Genomic DNA, 18004 nt, shown 5'->3' with positions numbered 1-18004 from the left:
TTTAAGAGTAATGTAATAACATAACAATTATCACCATCGACGCCAAGTGTTGAAAAACGCGGGCTTTGCCCGCGCATGGCACTATTGATTGACCAGTTGAGTCACTAAGCTAATCACTTGGTTCACCTCGTCGGGACTTAATTTGCCCTCTTTGACAAAACGCACCGTGCCTTGGTCGTCGAGTACCGCGATCAGCGAGCTTTCTTCTTTTAAGCGCCACGCCTGTGCGACACTGCCGTTTTCGTCGAGCACAATTGAGGACCAACTAAAATCCCGCTTACTGTCTTCTGCCGACGATTTAACAAAACCGCCGGTGCCCCAAATCGCATCATCTTGATTAATGATGGTGGTGGTTTGGTAGCGAGAGTCGTCAAAGTCTGCGGCTGTGATGGCTTCCATCAAGGGGGCATTCATTTCTTTGGCGCTGCTGCGTCCGGCGATGGCTTGGATCACGCGTACTTTGCCCGGCAGTTGTTCGGTTTGCCAAGCTTGATAAACAATATCGTCGCCATTCAAGGTCAGCTCGCCGTGCTCGGCGACTTTGGCTGAAGGTAAAGGTGCACCATTTTGGATCGTATGCGCCCAACTGGTGCCTGTGAATAGCGCAAAGGTGAGAGCAAGTAGGGTGGTCTTTTTCATTCTTTATCATCCATGTCTGTGGTCATTATTTGGCATCAGGTGCCAAGTTATCTATGGTTACGCCAGACGGTGAGTTGTGCCAAGTGGCAAAGGTTAATCCGTGCGCAAGATCGGACTTTTCTGCGTCGATCGAACTTACGCTGCAAAACGTATTTATCTAAATCGGGAACTTCTGTTCGCTAGCAGGCTCTAATGCTGTGATTGCCATCTTATTGAGGTGGCACTTTGCTTGCTTAGCTTTATACGCGGAGATTGCCAGATAATATGCGGCGCTCCAAGGTGGCAATATCATACGGTCATCGTGACTGTGAAAGAAATGAATTGCCGTTTCGGTCTGCTTAGACAGACTTTGAGAACAAGAAAGGGATCCTTATGCTCAGAATCTTTCGTCAATATCGGCCAACCCAGATTGCGCGGTATGTGAAACGATTTTTTAAGGGCCGACTCTATATTGAAGGTGTAGGCGCGTTTGAGTTTGATGGTGGACGTTTACTGCCGCCCGGGCATAGTGATAAACGTGCACTGTCGGTGATGACTGAGGTGAATAAAGAAATTAAAGCCATGGCCATTACCGCATAAACATCGCCACACTGAAAAACACGTCCAAACGGACGTGTTTTTTTACGCCTAGCCATTTAGCAGTGGTTAATTGCCAAAGGCTTATTGTGGTGGGAAACACACACCTGTGCCACCTAAGCCGCAGTAGCCTTGCGGGTTTTTGTGTAGATACTGCTGGTGGTCAGTTTCAGCAAAGTAGTAAGCGCCAGCCGGTGCGATCTCAGTGGTGACCGCATCGGGCTTGCCGGCCTCTCTCAATGCCGCTTGATAGGTCGCCAGACTTGCCTCGACGCTAGCTTGGTCCGCCGGATCACAATAGTAAATCGCGGAACGATATTGCGGGCCAATGTCATTGCCTTGACGCATGCCTTGGGTCGGATCGTGGTTTTCCCAGAACACCGCCAGTAGGGTGTCTAAACTCACCACGGACGGGTCGAAAATCACATTGACCACTTCGGCATGGCCGGTTTGTCCCGTGCAGACGTCTTGATAACGCGGGTGTTGGGTGACGCCGCCACTGTATCCGACCGAGGTCATCACGACACCCGGCTGTTGCCACCATTTGCGTTCGGCACCCCAAAAACAGCCCATGCCAAAAATAACCTGTTTTTGACCGGCCGCGGGGGTGGCCGTGATAGGCTGATTAAAGACCGCGTGCGGTTCGGCTGGAACAATCGGGTCGGTGCGATCGGCTATCGCATTCTCGGGTTGGGTAAAGGAAGATTGCATCGACATAGGCATCCTTTGACTGCTGTGGTGTAAAAGCGCAAAGCGGACTGCTGTGCGCGTCAGTGGGTTGGCATACAGGCATGGATTCCGCATCTTGTCATCAACATGATGCTGGCATCCTGCCCCGCTCAACACGTAATATGGCAAGATATCATCAATTTAGCCGGGCGACACCCGGGTATTGGATCTCACTGCATGAATATACGGCTATTCCCCCTATTCGCGATCGCTATCAGCGTGATATCTAGCATCGCCCATGCGGAAGTCGACATTGATATTGAAGGGCTCGATGGTATTGCACAAGACAATGTCGAGACCTATTTAGCCGCGATTGCTCCAGAAGAGCGGGACGGCTCCTACCGGTTTATTGCCCGTGTTGAGCAGGATGTGCGTAAAGCACTGCAAGCGGTGGGGTTTTATCAGCCTAAGATCACTATGCAAATGGACGGAGACGCTACGCTGGAAGTCAAGGTTGATCCGGGCAAACCCGTTCGTTTGGCACAAGTGGATGTGGTGTTTAGCGGTGAAGCGGGCATGGATGACGATTTTCATGCTCTCAAGGCTGACGGGCCGCAGCCGGGCGCGATTCTTAACCACGGAGACTATGAGTCCCTGAAAAGCCAAATCCAAAGCTTGGCGGTGAAAAAGGGATACTTTGACGGTCGTTTTACGCAGACACGTCTCGAAGTCTCTCCCACCCGCCAACAAGCGTTTATTCGTCTGCACTTTGCCAGTGGTAAGCGTTACCACTTTGGCGCGATTCGCTACCAAGGTGCGCAAATTCAGTTGCAGCGTCTCGACACTTTACGTGATTTTTCCCCGGGCGAGCCGTATCGCGTGTCGGCATTGGGTGAGTTTAACCAAGCGCTTGCCAACACCGGGTGGTTTTCCAGTGCGTTAGTCCAAGCAGACATGGAAGAAGCCGAAGACACTGAAGTGCCGATCAAGGTGACACTGACCCCCGAAGCACGCAACAAATTTGAAACTGGGGTCGGGTATTCCACCGACATTGGCCCGCGGCTCAAGTTTAATTGGCGCAAGCCTTGGTATAACTCACGCGGTCACAGTATCACCACATCATTGGCGATTTCTGAGCCCGAGCAGACGTTGACCTCTACCTACAAGGTTCCCTTGGAGGATGTTTCTCGCGAGTATTATCAAGTGCAGTTAGGGTTACAAAATACCGAACAACGCGATACCTCCAGCCTTGAGGTATCGACCTCGATTTCCAGGCATTGGCTGTATGATACCGGCTGGCAACGCAGTGTTTCGTTACGCTGGCTTTATGAAGACTACACCCAAGGGCTAGATGAAGATAGCGTCAGCGTGGTGCTGCCAGGGATCAATTTTACCCGCACCCGCGCTCGCGGTGGATTAATGCCGCATTGGGGAGACAAACAATCTATTACATTGGAAGCGGCCGATCCGATTTGGCTGTCCGATATTAGTTTGGTGCGCTTGCAAGGGCGGAGTGCGTGGATTCGTAGCCTCAATAAAAACCATCGCGGCTTATTACGCGTTGATGGTGGTGCCCTGATTTCTGAAGAGTTCAGTGAAGCGCCGCCATCGTTACGCTTTTTCGCCGGGGGCGATAACAGTATTCGCGGTTATGCTTTTGAAACCGTTTCCCCTGTCGATGACAGCGGTCAGCTCAGTGGCGCCCGCTACATGTTAACCGGTACGTTGGAGTACCAATATCGTCTAGGTGGCAACTGGTGGTGGGCGTTATTTGCTGATGGTGGTGACGCGTGGACCCACAATTTATCGTGGAAGCGTGCGGCTGGTACCGGTATTCGCTGGTCATCGCCGGTAGGTCCGATTCGTCTTGATGTCGCGCGTGGTTTTGATAATGACGATGATGATTTTCGTATACACCTTACGCTAGGGCCTGAGTTATGAGTCGTTGGTTAGTCAGGCTAACGTTTATTGCGTTAATCAGTATTTTTTCTTTGGTGGGGCTGGTAGCGGCCGCACTTTTTACACCAGTGGGCTTGCAGGTCGGGATTTGGGGTGCGCAGAAAGCGCTACCTGCGTTATCAGTCGATGAGGCCGACGGCAGTCTACTCACCGGCTTCGTGCTGCAAGGGGTGCGCTATGATGATGAGCAGCTACGACTGAATGCCGAACAGCTAAGGCTTGTCATCCAAGGTAAGTGCTTACTGACGCCTGCGCTTTGTATTGATCAATTGGCCGCCGAGGGGGTCACGCTCGATATTGATTTGCCCGTGAGTGAGGAGGATACATCCTCGCAAGACGTATCCACGTCGGCTATCCAAGCGCCGCTGCCTATTCACATCAATGCCTTTGCCTTTAAGGATGTGGCGATTCAGGTCGCTGGACAGTCGGTGAGTTGGCATCAATTGCAAGGTGGCGTGCATTTTGTTGGCGACACCTTAACTTTATCGCCGACCGATTGGCAGCAGCTAGTGGTGATCCTGCCGAGTGAGCCCCAAGACAATACCGACCAAGCGGTCGGTAAACCGGATAGCGCGGTGGCAAGCACGCCATGGCATTACCCAGGCCTGGAGTTACCCACGGTGGCGCTGCCGCTGGCTATCGAGGTGGAGCAGCTTCGCCTGCAAGATACGCGGATTGAAGCGGGCACAGTACAAACCCTCTCAGCGTTATCTTTGGCGGGTAGCGTTCGAGGCAGCGCGGTGACTATTGATAGTTTCTCGGTGACCGCCCCCCAAGGCACGGCAAGCCTTGCAGGTGATATTACACTTAAAGGTAAGTACCCACTTACCTTACAAGCCCAGTTGACCAGTAATCTTTCCCCGCTTCAAGGCCAAGCTTTATCACTGTCGGCCTCTGGAAGCCTAGCCGCGCTTGAGCTAAACGCGAATGCGCACGGACCGGTGACGGCGACGCTGGAAGGAGAGGCAAACCTGCTGGCGGCAAACTTACCTTTTGCGGTGCAGTTGCAGAGCAAAGCCTTGGCTTGGCCGCTGACGGGGGAAGCGATCGCGGCATTACGCGAGCTACAATTTCACGCCGATGGGGATTTGTCCGACTATCAGCTCGGTTTACAAACCGGCGTCGAGGGCCCTGAGATTCCGACCACCCAGCTGAATTTAACCGGCCAAGGCAGTCTAACGGCGCTGACCCTCTCGCAGCTTGAAGCTAATACGCTTGGAGGTAAGGTGGCCGGTCGTGCCAGCGTGGATTGGTCCAGCGAGCCTTTTTGGCAAGCTGAGTTAGGGTTTGCCAACATCCAACCTCAGCAGCAATGGCCAGAGGTCACGGGGGATTTAACCGGTGCAATCAGCCATCGTGGTCGCTTAACCGCCCAAGGCGGCTGGGATGTGTCGGTGCCTACGTTGGTGGTGCATGGGGAGTTACAAAAACTGCCTCTAGCGGTCGCGGGCGCACTTAACGCGCATGATCGTGATGGCGATGGCCAGCCGAGCGTGTCGACGCCGGGACTGACGCTGTCGCATGGTCCCAATCACGTCACGGCACAAGGGCAAGTGCGTGATGAGTGGCAAATGGGACTGTCGGTCGATATTGCCGATTTGTCGCAATCCTTGCCCATGCTCACTGGTGTGATCCGTGGCGATGCACGATTGAGCGGGCCGTTTGCACAGCCAACCGCAAAGTTGGCGCTTCATGCTAAGCAATTGCGTTGGCAAGATGTGCGCATTAATCAGCTAACGGTAGACGGTGATCTGGCCGTAAAAGATCGCTTAGGCGGCGAGCTGACGGTGTCGGTATTAGGCGGGCGCTATCAAACCGCGCGCTTAGACAACCTTGATTTAACCGTGCGCGGTGATGAAGCGGCACACCAGCTGGATTTGCGCTGGCAAGGGGCGCCGGCGTCTGGCGCGTTACGTGTTGAAGGTGCATTGGCCCGAGACACTGGCTGGAAAGGTAAACTACTTGATACATCGGTGAACGTGGAAGAACTTGGCGACATTGTGCAGCAAAGTGCGGTACCCATTGCGTTTAGTTTCACTGATATGCAAACCGAGGTTGGCGAACATTGTTGGCAGTGGCAAGCAACGTCTTTGTGCTTATCGCAACCGGCGACAATCGGCGAGCAAGGGGAGGTGGCCGCCAAGATTGAAGGCTTTGAAGCGAAGCAAATCGCTGCCTTCTTACCGCCGGAATGGCTGCTTGATACACGTGCCAATGCCGTGGTTCATGCACGTTGGCAGCCTGACGCCTCGCCGGATGTACAAGCCTCGATTGATATCGCGGATGGCAATCTGCGCCAGCAGGCCGACACGCCACTGGTGATTGGCTGGCAGCATGCCAACTTCAATGCGCGTTGGCATCAAGATGCACTGCAAGGTGCGTTGGCACTCACCTTATCTGAGGGTGGCACACTGGCTTCAGCCTTTACCTTGAATGATCTGTTAGCGTCGACACGTACGATTGATGGGAATGTGCACATGAATGCGGTGCAACTTGCCAAGCTGGAGCCGTTACTCGGCGGTGACAAACAGGCCGATGTTAATGGCGAAGTGAATGCTAACTTACGCGTTCAAGGTCCGATTACATTGCCGAAAGTCTTTGGCGAGCTGGATATCAGCGCATTACGTGTGAAAGGGTTATCATCGCCGGTTGATGTTAATGACGGGCAGGTGACGGTCAACCTTGATGGTCAGCAGGGACAGTTAACCGGCCAGCTGATTACTCCCGATGGCACCTTACGCCTCAAAGGTGAGGGTCGGTGGCCGACCGTGAGAGGTTGGTTGTTTAATCTGAATGTCGCGGGCGATACGTTGCGAGTGAATGTGCCGCCGATGGTCCGTCTTGATGTTGCGCCTGACTTAACGGTTTCAGCAACCCCAGAACAAGTGGCGATTCGGGGGAATATTGAGGTGCCATGGGGACGGATTGAGGTGGAGCACTTGCCGGAGTCGGCCGTCACTGTGTCGGATGATACGGTGATCCTCAATCAAAACTATGAGCCTGAAGACGCGGAACAAAAAGATGCGGTTCCTTTTAATTTGGTCACGGATGTACGCTTAGTGCTTGGTGATGAAGTTCGGCTGGCGGCGTTTGGTTTGAAGTCGCGCTTGGCAGGAGAGCTTAACATTAAGAACAACCGTAAAGGCGCCTTGATTGTCGGTAACGTGAGCTTGTTGGAAGGAACCTATCGATCATTTGGACAAGATTTGATTATCCGTAAAGGGGAAATCTTATTTAATGGCCCTGCTGATCAGCCGTATTTGCAAGTCGAAGCGATTCGCAATCCCGAGCGCACTGAGGGCGATGTCATCGCGGGGATCCGACTTACAGGACCTGCCGATGAGCCGGTGGCGACTGTATTTATGGATCCGGCCGGTTCGCAGGCCAATGCCTTGTCATACCTGTTACGCGGCCGAGCACTTGATGCTGGCGCCGGTGATGCCAATATGACCTCTATGCTGATTGGTTTGGGCTTGGCGCAAAGTGGCAAACTGGTAGGCGAAATTGGTCAGGCGTTTGGAGTCGAGGATCTCACTCTTGATACCTCTGGCGCCGGCGATGAGCAAAAAGTCGAGGTCTCGGGATATATTCTGCCTGACTTGGAAGTGAAGTATGGGGTGGGGATCTTTGATGCGATAGGGGTGTTCACGGTGCGCTATCGATTGATGAAAGATCTTTATCTAGAAGCGGTGTCGGGAGTCGATCAGGCGGTGGATCTACTCTATCAGTTTGAGATTAAATAGAAAAAAGCCCGCGTGTTGACGCGGGCTTCTAGCTTCATGGCGATGGCGCTATTATTTTTGCGCGCGCTCAAATGAAGACAGGATTTCGTCTTTTGCCGCTTGGGCATCTTCCCAACCGTCTACCTTCACCCATTTGCCAGCTTCTAGCTCTTTATAGCGCTCGAAGAAGTGCGTGATTTGTGCTTTTAGCAGCTCAGGCAGGTCGTTCACGTCTTTCACGTGATCGTACTCTTTGGTCAGCTTGCTGTGCGGTACCGCGATCACTTTGGCATCTTCACCAGACTCGTCGGTCATTTTGAGCACACCAACAGGGCGGCAGCGGATCACTGAGCCGGGTACCAATGGGAATGGGGTTGGTACCAGCACGTCAACTGGGTCGCCGTCCAAAGACAAGGTGTGGTTTACATAGCCATAGTTACATGGGTAGAACATAGGCGTTGCCATGAAGCGATCAACGAATACGGCGCCGCTGTCTTTGTCGACTTCGTACTTAATTGGATCGGCGTTGGCAGGAATTTCAATCACCACATAAATATCTTCAGGCAGATCTTTGCCCGCTGGGACCTGGTTCAGGCTCATGGGATGTCCTTTTGTTTATCAAAAAAGTGTGTGCCAATTATAACCACCGAGCGTGAAAATAACAGAGGCGACCGCTGTGGTCGCCTCTTAATCATAAATTGCGGTGAAATCTCACCGTCTCACCGCACTTAGTTATCGTCGTGATCAGGGTAGCGTTCGAGGTATTCACCCACTTTGTCCACCATATTGCTGGAGCCGACAAAGAAAGGCACGCGTTGGTGCAATTCTTTCGGATCGATATCCAGTATGCGCTGGGTACCATCGGTCGCTTTACCACCCGCTTGCTCAATAATAAACGCCATGGGGTTGCACTCGTAAAGCAAGCGTAGCTTGCCGTTGGGATAGGCAAGTGTGCTGGGGTATAAGTAAATACCGCCTTTTAGCAGGTTGCGGTGAAAGTCCGCGACCAAAGAGCCAATATAGCGTGAGGTGTAGGGACGCTTCTCATTAGGGACGTTTTCTTGACAGTACTTGATATATTTTTTGACGCCTTGTGGGAATTTGATGTAGTTCCCTTCGTTAATCGAGTAGATGTTACCGTCTTGAGGAATGGTCATGTTCTCATGCGACAAGCAGAATAGCCCAAGCGACGGGTCATAGGTAAACCCGTGCACGCCATCGCCCGTGGTGTAAACCAACATGGTCGATGAGCCGTAAATGACGTAACCGGCAGCCACTTGGCGGTGGCCGGGCTGTAAGAAGTCTTCCTCGGTGGGGGGAGTACCCACCGGCGATACGCGGTGGTAGATAGAGAAAATGGTGCCAACAGACACATTAACATCAATGTTAGAGGAGCCATCCAGTGGATCGATGAGGACGACGTATTTGGCGTTACGGTTGAGCTGCTTGTTGAAAATAACCGCTTCATCTTCCTCTTCGCTGGCAACGCCACAGACGTGGTCGCGGGCTTCCATGGCGGCTTTAAACTTTTCGTTGGCGTAGACATCGAGCTTTTGCTGCTCTTCGCCTTGTGCGTTTTCTGTGCCAATCGCGCCGGCAATATCGACCAGACCGGCTTTGTTGACTTCACGGTTAACAATTTTGGCGGCCAGACGGATGGAGGCGAGAAGAGAAGATAAATCACCGCTGGCGTGCGGGAAGGCGTGCTGTTTCTCAACAATATACTCGCCGAGGGTCTTAATGTCGGGCATTCTCAATCCTTAATGATGATGAACTTTCTTTCTGATGCAATCGGATACATGGGCAGTCAGCTGCCTCTTAAAATCGCTGATATTCTAGCGCCAGCGACTTTTTAATCGTACTGAAGAAATACATGAAGCAAGGGAAGTGTGATCGCCACATAAAAACCATGTCAGATGTACGCAAGCGATAAGACCCAAGCGCCAATCCAAGGCATAATGACAGCCTTATGCCGGATGGCTGAGCAACCAATACAACACAGTGAAGGCTATGCATATTCATATTCTCGGCATCTGTGGCACCTTTATGGGTGGCGCCGCGATGCTCGCAAAACAATTGGGACACAGGGTGACGGGCTCTGATAGCCATGTTTACCCCCCGATGAGTACGTTACTCGAATCTCAAGGTATTGAGATTATCGAAGGTTATGATCCGGCTCAGCTTGCTCCCGCTCCGGACCTTGTGGTGATTGGTAATGCAATGAGTCGTGGCAATCCCTGTGTTGAGGCGGTACTAAACCAAGGTTTACCGTATACCTCAGGCCCGCAATGGTTGCATGATTTCTTATTACGAGACCGCTGGGTGCTGGCGGTTTCTGGCACACATGGTAAAACCACTACCGCTAGCATGTTGGCATGGATCTTAGAAGATTGCGGCTACGCGCCCGGTTTCTTGATTGGCGGTGTCGCGGGGAATTTTAATGGCTCGGCACGATTGGCCGATAGCCCATTTTTTGTGGTAGAAGCCGATGAATATGACAGCGCGTTTTTTGATAAACGCTCCAAGTTTGTTCATTACCAACCGAAAACCTTGGTGATCAACAACCTTGAGTTCGACCATGCCGACATATTTGATGATTTGGCCGCGATTCAAAAGCAATTCCACCATGTGGTGCGCACTGTGCCGGGGATTGGCCAAATCATTGCGCCCTCGGACGATGCCAATGTCGCAGAGACGCTTGCCATGGGGTGCTGGAGTGAATGCGTTTATGCAGGACCAGATGGACAATGGCAGACGGTGAAAAAAGATCCAGCCGGCAATCATTTTTCGGTGTATTTTGCCGGCGAGCATGTTGGGGATGTGAACTGGGACTTAGTTGGTGATCACAATGTACGTAACGCGTTAATGGCCATTGCGGCAGCGCGTCATGTGGGCGTAACGCCTGACTTAGCCTGTCAGTCGCTCGAGACCTTTATCAATACCAAGCGACGCCTTGAGTGGCGTGGTGAGCAAGCCGGTGTCACTGTGTATGATGACTTTGCTCATCACCCGACGGCGATTCGACTGACCCTTGAGGGGTTACGCGCGAAAGTCGGTAATGGTCGCATTCTGGCGGTGTTAGAGCCACGTTCCAATACCATGAAGCAAGGGGTTCACAAAGACACGCTGGCGGCGTCGTTGGCTCGTGCTGACCAAGTGTTCTTGTTCCAACCCCAAGGGCTGGATTGGTCGCTTGAAGCGGTGGTGGATAGCTGCGAGCAGCCGTCGCATATTCATGCCGATATTGATGGGTTGGTAACCGCTTTATGTGAGCAAGCCCAAGCAGGCGATACCGTGTTGGTGATGAGTAATGGTGGCTTTGGTGGTATTCACGACAAGCTGCTTAACGCGCTCGGCGATAAAGGGGAAAAGCATGGCGGATAAACGCATCACTCTGGCGTGGACAGGTGCCTCTGGCGCGCCATACGGGCTACGTTTGCTCGAATGCCTGCTTGCACAGGATTATCAGGTTTTCTTATTGATCTCATCGGCAGCACGTGTGGTGTTAGCCACCGAACATGGCCTGAAATTGCCTGCCGGGCCTGACGCGGCCAAAAAGGTATTGGTAGAACATTTACAGTGCAACACGGATAAGCTAGTGGTGTGTGGCAAAGAGGATTGGTTTCGCCAGTTGCCTCAGGGTCAGCGGCACCGAAGCAAATGGTGGTATGCCCTTGCTCCGCCGGTTCATTGGCGTCGATTGCGCATGGCTTGTCCGATAACCTGATTGAACGGGCGGCGGATGTGGTGCTTAAAGAGCGCGGACAACTTCTGTTGGTGGTGCGTGAGACGCCCTTTTCGACCTTGCATCTTGAGAACATGCACAAGCTCTCGCAAATGGGGGTGACGATTATGCCAGCCGCGCCGGGTTTTTATCATCAACCCCAGTCGATAGATGATCTCATCGACTTTATGGTAGCGCGTATTTTGGATCATGTCGGTGCTGAGCAACAGCTGGTGCCACGTTGGGGCTATGACCAACGCGAACGATGAACGGTGCTCAGGCAAGCGCAAGCATGCCTGAGCACTACACAGCTAAGGTTTGAGTACCATCACGTGCACTGTCGCCCCTTCGAGCACTTTGGCGGCGACGGAGCCGAGCATCATTTTATTGACGCGTGAACGTTTGTGGCTTGGCATCACGATGAGATCGCAGCCAATACGCTCGGCGGTTTTAATGATCCCCTTGTAAGGTTTCCCTTCCGCAATTGACACCTCACAGGCGATGGTTTTTGGCACGTATTTATCCGCAAAGCCTTGTAAGTTTCGCTTCATATCGCGTTTCATTTTGTTGGCGGCGTCTTCCGGGAAATAAGAGGCCACCATCGAATTATGAATGCCCGGCAGCACAGTCAGTAGGTGTATTTTTGCGCCAGATTGGCTGGCCAGCCAGACCGCATGATCGACGGCCTTGTCAGCAAAGCTCTCATCATTGAGGTCAACCGGAACCAAGATGTGTTTATACATAGCGATATCCTTTACGGTCTAAAAAAGAAAAGGGCACGCGGTAAAACACGTGCCCTTAACACTAGGCTTGGCGAATGCGACGGCGTTGATTCCAGCCGAGTAATGCCAAGAGCAACAAAGTTGGCACGAAGACCCATTCTTTCCATGGGCGGACATTATCGACAGTCACGGCTTTGATTTGCCAATCAAAATCGATGCCTGCTTTGTCTGCATCACTGCCAAACTGAATCATATCTACCAAGAGTTTGCCATCTTCCTCACGGAGCATGAGGCCTGTGTCACTGATGCGTGCTTCGCCGCTTTCCAAGCTGTGATCGATGGGGAGCACGACATGTTTCGCTATCTGCTCACCAAAGAAGTTTTCCCCTTCCACTTCCAGCTGTAACGGCTCGCCTTCAGGCAAGGTGCCTGCGATACGCACTAATTCAGTGCCCGGATAGCTGGTGGTCGGTGGGTACACTTCGTCCCACCAAAAGCCGGGGCGGAAGAGCGAGAAGGTGATCACTAGAAGTAGTGCGGTTTCCCACCATTTATTCTTGGTGAGCCACCACCCTTGTGTCGCCGCGGAAAAAGCCAGCATTGCGATGGTTGCCGACACCACGGTTAAGATCAGGTGAATGGGGCCCTCTAGGTCTAGCAACAACAACTGAGTGTTGAAAATAAACATAAACGGCAGGATGGCGGTACGTATGTCGTAGGTAAAGCCCTGCACACCGGTACGTATCGGGTCGGATTTAGCAATGGCCGCCGCGGCAAAGGCTGCCAAGCCGACCGGTGGCGTGTCATCGGCAAGGATACCAAAGTAGAACACGAACAAGTGTACCGCAATCAAGGGAATGATCAGCCCTTGTTGTGCGCCTAAGGTAACAATCACTGGCGCCATCAGGGTGGAGACCACGATATAGTTGGCGGTAGTCGGTAGACCCATCCCCAATAGCAAGCTGATGACCGCGGTAAACAGCAGCATCAAGAAGATGTTGCCGCCGGAGATAAACTCGACAAAGTCCGTCATCACTAGACCGATGCCAGTGAGGGTGACGGTACCCACCACAATCCCCGCAGCCGCAGTGGCAACGCCGATACCTATCATGTTACGTGCACCGGTCACAAAGGCTTCGGCCATATCGACCACACCGTCGCGGATTTCTTCTTTAAAGTTGGTCCGTTGATTGAAGTAAGCAATCAGCGGGCGCTGGGTGAGAATAATAAAGATCATAAACACCGTCGCCCAAAATGCGGACAAACCCGGTGAGAAGCGTTCGACGGTCAAACACCAAACCAATACGCCAATAGGCAACAAATAGTACAAGCCAGAACGTACGGTTGGGCCTGGCTCCGGCACTTCGGATAAATCGGCGGCGGCCGGGTCTTCTGCCGCTTCGGATTTGTACTGAGCGGAATAGCGCACCAACAGCACATAAGCGATTAATGTCAGCAGACCAATGATAACGGTTGCCATGGCACCGAACACATCTTTGGTCCAACCGATGCCGTAATAGACCGCGGCACTGAGGACCAGCAAGCCCACAAACACGGTCATAAATGAGAACAGTTTTTGTAGCAAGGTGCTGGTGTGGCGGCGCGGTAGGCCCTGCATCCCAGCCTTACACGCTTCTAAGTGCACGATGTAAATCAGAGCGATGTAGGAGATAAGCGCAGGCAGTAGTGCGGCTTTAATTACCTCGACGTAGGAAATCCCCACGTATTCCACCATCAAGAACGCGGCAGCCCCCATAATGGGTGGGGTGAGCTGGCCATTGGTCGAGGCGGCTACCTCAACCGCGCCGGCTTTATGGCTCGGGAAGCCCACACGTTTCATCAAGGGTATGGTAAAGGTCCCAGTAGTCACTACGTTGGCAATCGATGAACCTGAGACCAAACCGGACAGGCCGGACGCGACTACCGCGGCTTTGGCGGGGCCACCGCGCATGTGACCGAGTAGCGAGAAGGCCACTTTAATGAAGTAGCCGCCGGCACCGGCACGATCGAGTAATGCCCCGAACAGGACAAACAGGAATACAAACGAGGTAGAGACGCCCAGCGCCACCCCGAAAACCCCTTCCGTGGTGAGCCACAGATGCGACATGGCTTTATTTAAGCTCGCCCCTTTATGTGCGATCACATCCGGCATGTAGGGACCGGCGAAGGTGTAGAGCAAGAATACACCGGCGACCACCATCAATGGGGGGCCAAGTGCACGGCGGGTCGCCTCAAGCATCAACACCATACCAATGGCAGCGACCGTGATATCCACGTCGGTATAAGCGCCGGCGCGTCCAGCTAGATCGTTATAAAATAAGAATAAATACCCTGCGGCAAAGCTTCCCGCTAAGGCGAATACCCAGTCGAGTAGGGGGATACGATCGCGGGGAGAGGTTTTTAATGCAGGATAAGCGGTGTAGGCCAAGAACATCGCGAAAGCGAGGTGAACCGCGCGAGCTTCGGTGTCATTGAGGACACCAAAATCGAGCATAAAGGGGAGAGGTGAGGCATACCATAGCTGAAACAGTGACCAAAAAAGTGGTACCAGCCATAAAATGCGTCCCGGCAGTCCATGAGGTGAGCGCGCACCTGTATCCGCTTGCGCGACCATGTCTTGCACATCAGGAGACGATTGACTTGTCTTCGTCATGCAGTTTGTCCTTATTATCATTTGCACCGCGAGAGCGGCAGCAATGTCCCGAGAAAAGGGTACTCTCTGTCACAAAGCATAGCCTGTAGACAATGACATCAGTGTCAACGATGAGTACCTAACCGTTAATTATAATGGGCCGATGGGTGGCCAATGCGTTAATCGTTTGTTGGCGGTCAAACGCCGATAGTAACAGAGCGATAAAGAAAAATTAAAAGGATGTTATCGCTTTTGTGTGAAAAGGTGTGTAGCGAAGAGGGGAAAAGACAGACAGGCAGCGGGATCACGCTGCCTGACAAAAAGATTAGTAGTGGTATTCAAACAGATCACAGACGGCTTCAAACAGTGCCTCTGTGGTGGTGCCACGGGTGGGTGTGATAAAGATGGTGTCATCCCCAGCGACGGCGCCCAAAATCCCCTCAGCTTTGCCAAGAGAGTCCAGTAAACGGGCAATTAATTGTGCCGCGCCTGGACCAGTGTGAATGACGACAACCGCTTCGTTATAGTCGATTTCCATCACTAACTCGCGCAATGCGCTGCCTGTAGTAGGTACGCCCAATTCGATAGGAAGGCAGTACACCATCTCCATCTTGGCATTTCGGGTACGCACAGCGCCGAACTTGGTCAACATGCGCGACACTTTCGACTGGTTAATGCCCTCAAATCCTTGAGCACGTAAGGCTTCCACGATCTCGCCCTGAGAACTGAACTTTTCTTCTTTGAGGATGGCTTTAAACGCCCGAACCAATTGGTCTTGTTTTTCTGAGTTACGCATGACGGCTGACTCGCAATGACAAACGAGTGGCTATTTTGCATATACATTCACCGAAGGGCAATTGCTGACCCCACAAATTGGCGACAGCATCACTGTTCCTAACTCGATTCACGCGATTTCAACGCAGCAAAAAGAAAAATGAGAGCTTTGGCTGATCATCACCGCTTGACGCTTGAGTGCACGCATAGGCGGGCATATGATGAGCCCACAGTTCGCACCATTACGTGGCGATTTGTGCCCGAACAGAAGCCGGACCGGATCCGGACTATAAGAAATATCGAAAGGAGAACGACATGAAAGTTGCTGTGATTGGCGCCGCGGGAGGCATTGGTCAGGCGTTAGCCCTACTGCTAAAAAATAACCTGCCAGCGGGTTCCGACTTGGCTCTGTACGATATCGCACCGGTTACCCCTGGGGTAGCTGTGGATTTAAGCCATATCCCAACCCCGGTTTCTATTAAAGGCTACAGCGGTGAAGATCCAACCCCAGCGCTGGAAGGCGCGGACGTGGTCTTGATTTCTGCAGGCGTCGCCCGTAAGCCTGGCATGGACCGCTCAGATCTGTTCAACGTAAACGCCGGTATTGTTAAGTCTTTAGCGGAAAAAATTGCCGATGTTTGTCCGAAAGCGTGTGTCGGTATTATCACCAACCCTGTGAACACGACAGTGGCGATTGCGGCGGATGTCCTCAAAGCCAAAGGCGTCTACGATAAAAACAAATTGTTCGGCGTCACCACTTTGGATGTGATTCGCTCTGAAACTTTTATTGGTGAGCTAAAAGGCATGGATCCGCGTGAGGTTTCCATTCCGGTGATCGGCGGTCACTCAGGCGTTACCATTTTGCCTTTGCTGTCTCAGGTGAAAGGAGTGAGCTTTACTGACGAAGAAGTCGCAGCGCTTACGCCACGTATCCAAAATGCGGGTACAGAAGTTGTCGAAGCCAAAGCAGGTGGCGGCTCTGCGACCTTGTCGATGGGGCAAGCAGCGTGCCGTTTCGGCCTATCTCTAGTGCGCGCGCTACAAGGTGAGTCAAATGTGGTGGAGTGTGCCTACGTGGAAGGCGATGGTCAGCACGCGCGCTTCTTTGCCCAACCGGTGCGCCTGGGTAAAAACGGTGTGGAAGAAATCTTGAGCATCGGTGAGCTGAGCGCGTTTGAGCAAAAAGCCATGGACGATATGCTCGACACCTTGCGTAAAGACATTCAAATGGGTGAAGAATTCGCGGCGAAATAGAGCCCCTTCATCGATGGAAAAACGGCGCGATAGGCGCCGTTTTTTATGCTTGCTTGTCGCTAAATAGCAATAGACGCTTGTGGTTACTTATTCCGGTTAACCGCCAATTTTGCCAATGCGACTAAGGCGGCCTTGTAGTCCGAATCCGCTAAACCATCTAGGGCGCGAATCGCCTTTTCTGATTCTTGCTCTGCACGCTCGCGGGTGTAGGACAAGGAGCCACATTGGTCCATGCAGGCTAAAATCGTCTCGAGTTTGTCCCGTCCATTCCCTTTCTCAATGGCTTCGCGGATCATAGCCGATTGATGCTCAGTACCGTGTTGCATCGCATGCAGCAAGGGGAGCGTTGGTTTCCCTTCGGCTAAATCATCGCCGGCATGCTTACCCATTTCGTCATCCGCGCTGGTATAGTCCATGACATCATCAATCAGCTGAAACGCCGTTCCCAAATAGCGGCCATAATCTTGGAAGGCTTTTTCTGTCTCTGGATCCGCGTCGTTGAGAATGGCCCCGACCTGGGTCGCTGCCTCAAAAAGACGTGCGGTTTTAGAGTAGATCACCTGCATGTAGCTCGCTTCGCTAGTATTCGGGTCGTTACAGTTCATTAACTGCAGCACTTCCCCCTCGGCAATCACATTGGTGGCCTCACTCATCAGATCCAATATCTTCAACGAGCGCAGACTGGTCATCATTTGGAATGAGCGGGTATAGATGTAGTCGCCGACCAGCACACTGGCGGCATTACCGAACATGGCATTGGCCGTTGCATTGCCACGGCGTAAATCCGATTCATCGACCACATCATCATGAAGCAAGGTAGCGGTATGAATAAACTCAATAAACGCGGCCGCTGTGGTGTGTTTTTCACCTTGATACCCAAGGGCTCGCGCCGCAAGAACCGCCAACATTGGGCGTAAGCGTTTACCCCCACTGTTCACGATGTAAAAGCCAAGTTGGTTAATAAGCGCGACGTCAGAATTGAGTTGAGCCAGTATTTTTTGATCGACCTGCGCCATGTCATCACTGATCAAGGCTTGGATTGATTTGAAATCCATGAATAAAATCCGGGCTTTGTCCTAGTTGCTTGCTTGCCGCCACCAAACTGCACGTTTCTACGACGTGATGGATGAAAGACGCATGACGTATCAGCGTTGGCGTGCTTTCAGGGTCAGTATCGGCGCTAGCGCGGGGGTTTAAGGTAACAATGGTACACCAAATCACGTGCGACGAGATAGCTTTCACGCCTGCAAAAAGTGTGGGAATCTATGCTGAGCAGCTTTTCACCAATTTTCTTGCGATCCCCTCTTGCCTCAAATCAATTTCTACCGTAGAA

General features: G+C 52.4%; 13 protein-coding genes and 1 pseudogene. 6 read left to right on the top strand and 8 right to left on the bottom strand.

The genetic code is table 11. The annotated features are described in order from the left end of the window. Positions 1-81: 81 nt before the first annotated feature. Positions 82-639, bottom strand: a complete 558-nt coding sequence (locus BZG83_RS12775; RefSeq protein WP_069589638.1) for a YtfJ family protein — start codon at positions 637-639, stop codon at positions 82-84. A 372-nt stretch (positions 640-1011) separates the two neighbouring features. On the opposite strand from BZG83_RS12775, the gene BZG83_RS12770 reads away from it, so the two are divergent. Then, positions 1012-1218: a DUF1107 domain-containing protein gene (locus tag BZG83_RS12770; protein WP_025673598.1), complete on the top strand. Its 207-nt coding sequence runs from the start codon at positions 1012-1014 to the stop codon at positions 1216-1218. Between the two features lie 81 nt (positions 1219-1299). On the opposite strand, the gene msrA is transcribed toward BZG83_RS12770, so the two are convergent. Then, entirely contained in the window at positions 1300-1938 is a 639-nt protein-coding gene (msrA, locus tag BZG83_RS12765; RefSeq protein WP_077481072.1) for a peptide-methionine (S)-S-oxide reductase MsrA, read from the bottom strand. Between the two features lie 183 nt (positions 1939-2121). Between msrA and tamA the strand changes: the two genes are divergently transcribed. Both tamA and tamB read left to right on the top strand, forming a co-directional pair. After that, positions 2122-3825: an autotransporter assembly complex protein TamA gene (gene tamA / locus BZG83_RS12760; protein ID WP_077481070.1), complete on the top strand. Its 1704-nt coding sequence runs from the start codon at positions 2122-2124 to the stop codon at positions 3823-3825. After that, the gene (gene tamB / locus BZG83_RS12755; RefSeq protein ID WP_077481068.1) at positions 3822-7586 is read left to right on the top strand and encodes an autotransporter assembly complex protein TamB; all 3765 of its coding nucleotides are present in this window, start codon (positions 3822-3824) and stop codon (positions 7584-7586) included. The genes tamA and tamB overlap by 4 nt, the downstream gene beginning before the upstream one ends. A 51-nt stretch (positions 7587-7637) precedes the next feature. Here the strand turns inward: tamB and ppa are convergent, their stop codons facing one another. Together ppa and fbp are read right to left on the bottom strand one after the other, a co-directional pair. Then, a complete protein-coding gene (gene ppa, locus BZG83_RS12750) occupies positions 7638-8165 on the bottom strand; it encodes an inorganic diphosphatase (RefSeq protein WP_069589628.1) in 528 nt (175 codons plus the stop codon). Between the two features lie 128 nt (positions 8166-8293). Further along, on the bottom strand, positions 8294-9316 hold the full coding sequence (gene fbp / locus BZG83_RS12745; RefSeq protein ID WP_077481066.1) for a class 1 fructose-bisphosphatase: 1023 nt from the start codon (positions 9314-9316) through the stop codon (positions 8294-8296). 259 nt (positions 9317-9575) lie between these two features. On the opposite strand from fbp, the gene mpl reads away from it, so the two are divergent. Further along, positions 9576-10949, top strand: coding sequence for a UDP-N-acetylmuramate:L-alanyl-gamma-D-glutamyl-meso-diaminopimelate ligase (gene mpl, locus BZG83_RS12740; protein ID WP_077481064.1), 1374 nt, complete (start codon positions 9576-9578; stop codon positions 10947-10949). Further along, a pseudogene (locus BZG83_RS12735) lies at positions 10939-11558 on the top strand (flavin prenyltransferase UbiX). Before mpl ends, BZG83_RS12735 begins: the two are co-directional and overlap by 11 nt. A gap of 42 nt (positions 11559-11600) precedes the next feature. On the opposite strand, the gene BZG83_RS12730 reads toward BZG83_RS12735, so the two are convergent. The 3 genes from BZG83_RS12730 to argR all read right to left on the bottom strand — a co-directional run bounded on the left by BZG83_RS12730 (position 11601) and on the right by argR (position 15439). Beyond that, positions 11601-12032: a universal stress protein gene (locus BZG83_RS12730; protein WP_069589614.1), complete on the bottom strand. Its 432-nt coding sequence runs from the start codon at positions 12030-12032 to the stop codon at positions 11601-11603. Positions 12033-12093: 61 nt separating this feature from the next. Next, complete coding sequence (locus BZG83_RS12725; protein ID WP_077481062.1) at positions 12094-14664, bottom strand: TRAP transporter permease; 2571 nt, start codon at positions 14662-14664, stop codon at positions 12094-12096. 304 nt (positions 14665-14968) lie between these two features. Then, on the bottom strand, positions 14969-15439 hold the full coding sequence (argR, locus tag BZG83_RS12720) for a transcriptional regulator ArgR (RefSeq protein WP_069589610.1): 471 nt from the start codon (positions 15437-15439) through the stop codon (positions 14969-14971). Positions 15440-15732: 293 nt separating this feature from the next. On the opposite strand from argR, the gene mdh reads away from it, so the two are divergent. Next, positions 15733-16671, top strand: a complete 939-nt coding sequence (gene mdh / locus BZG83_RS12715) for a malate dehydrogenase (protein ID WP_069589609.1) — start codon at positions 15733-15735, stop codon at positions 16669-16671. Positions 16672-16754: 83 nt separating this feature from the next. On the opposite strand, the gene ispB is transcribed toward mdh, so the two are convergent. Further along, positions 16755-17726 (bottom strand): octaprenyl diphosphate synthase, encoded by a 972-nt coding sequence (gene ispB, locus BZG83_RS12710; RefSeq protein WP_077481060.1) that lies wholly within the window; start codon positions 17724-17726, stop codon positions 16755-16757. Between the last annotated feature and the right edge of the window lie 278 nt (positions 17727-18004).

This window comes from Salinivibrio sp. PR919 (assembly GCF_001995355.1).
In the GTDB taxonomy this organism is placed as follows: domain Bacteria; phylum Pseudomonadota; class Gammaproteobacteria; order Enterobacterales; family Vibrionaceae; genus Salinivibrio; species Salinivibrio proteolyticus.
This window is presented reverse-complemented; position numbering and strand designations above follow the sequence as displayed.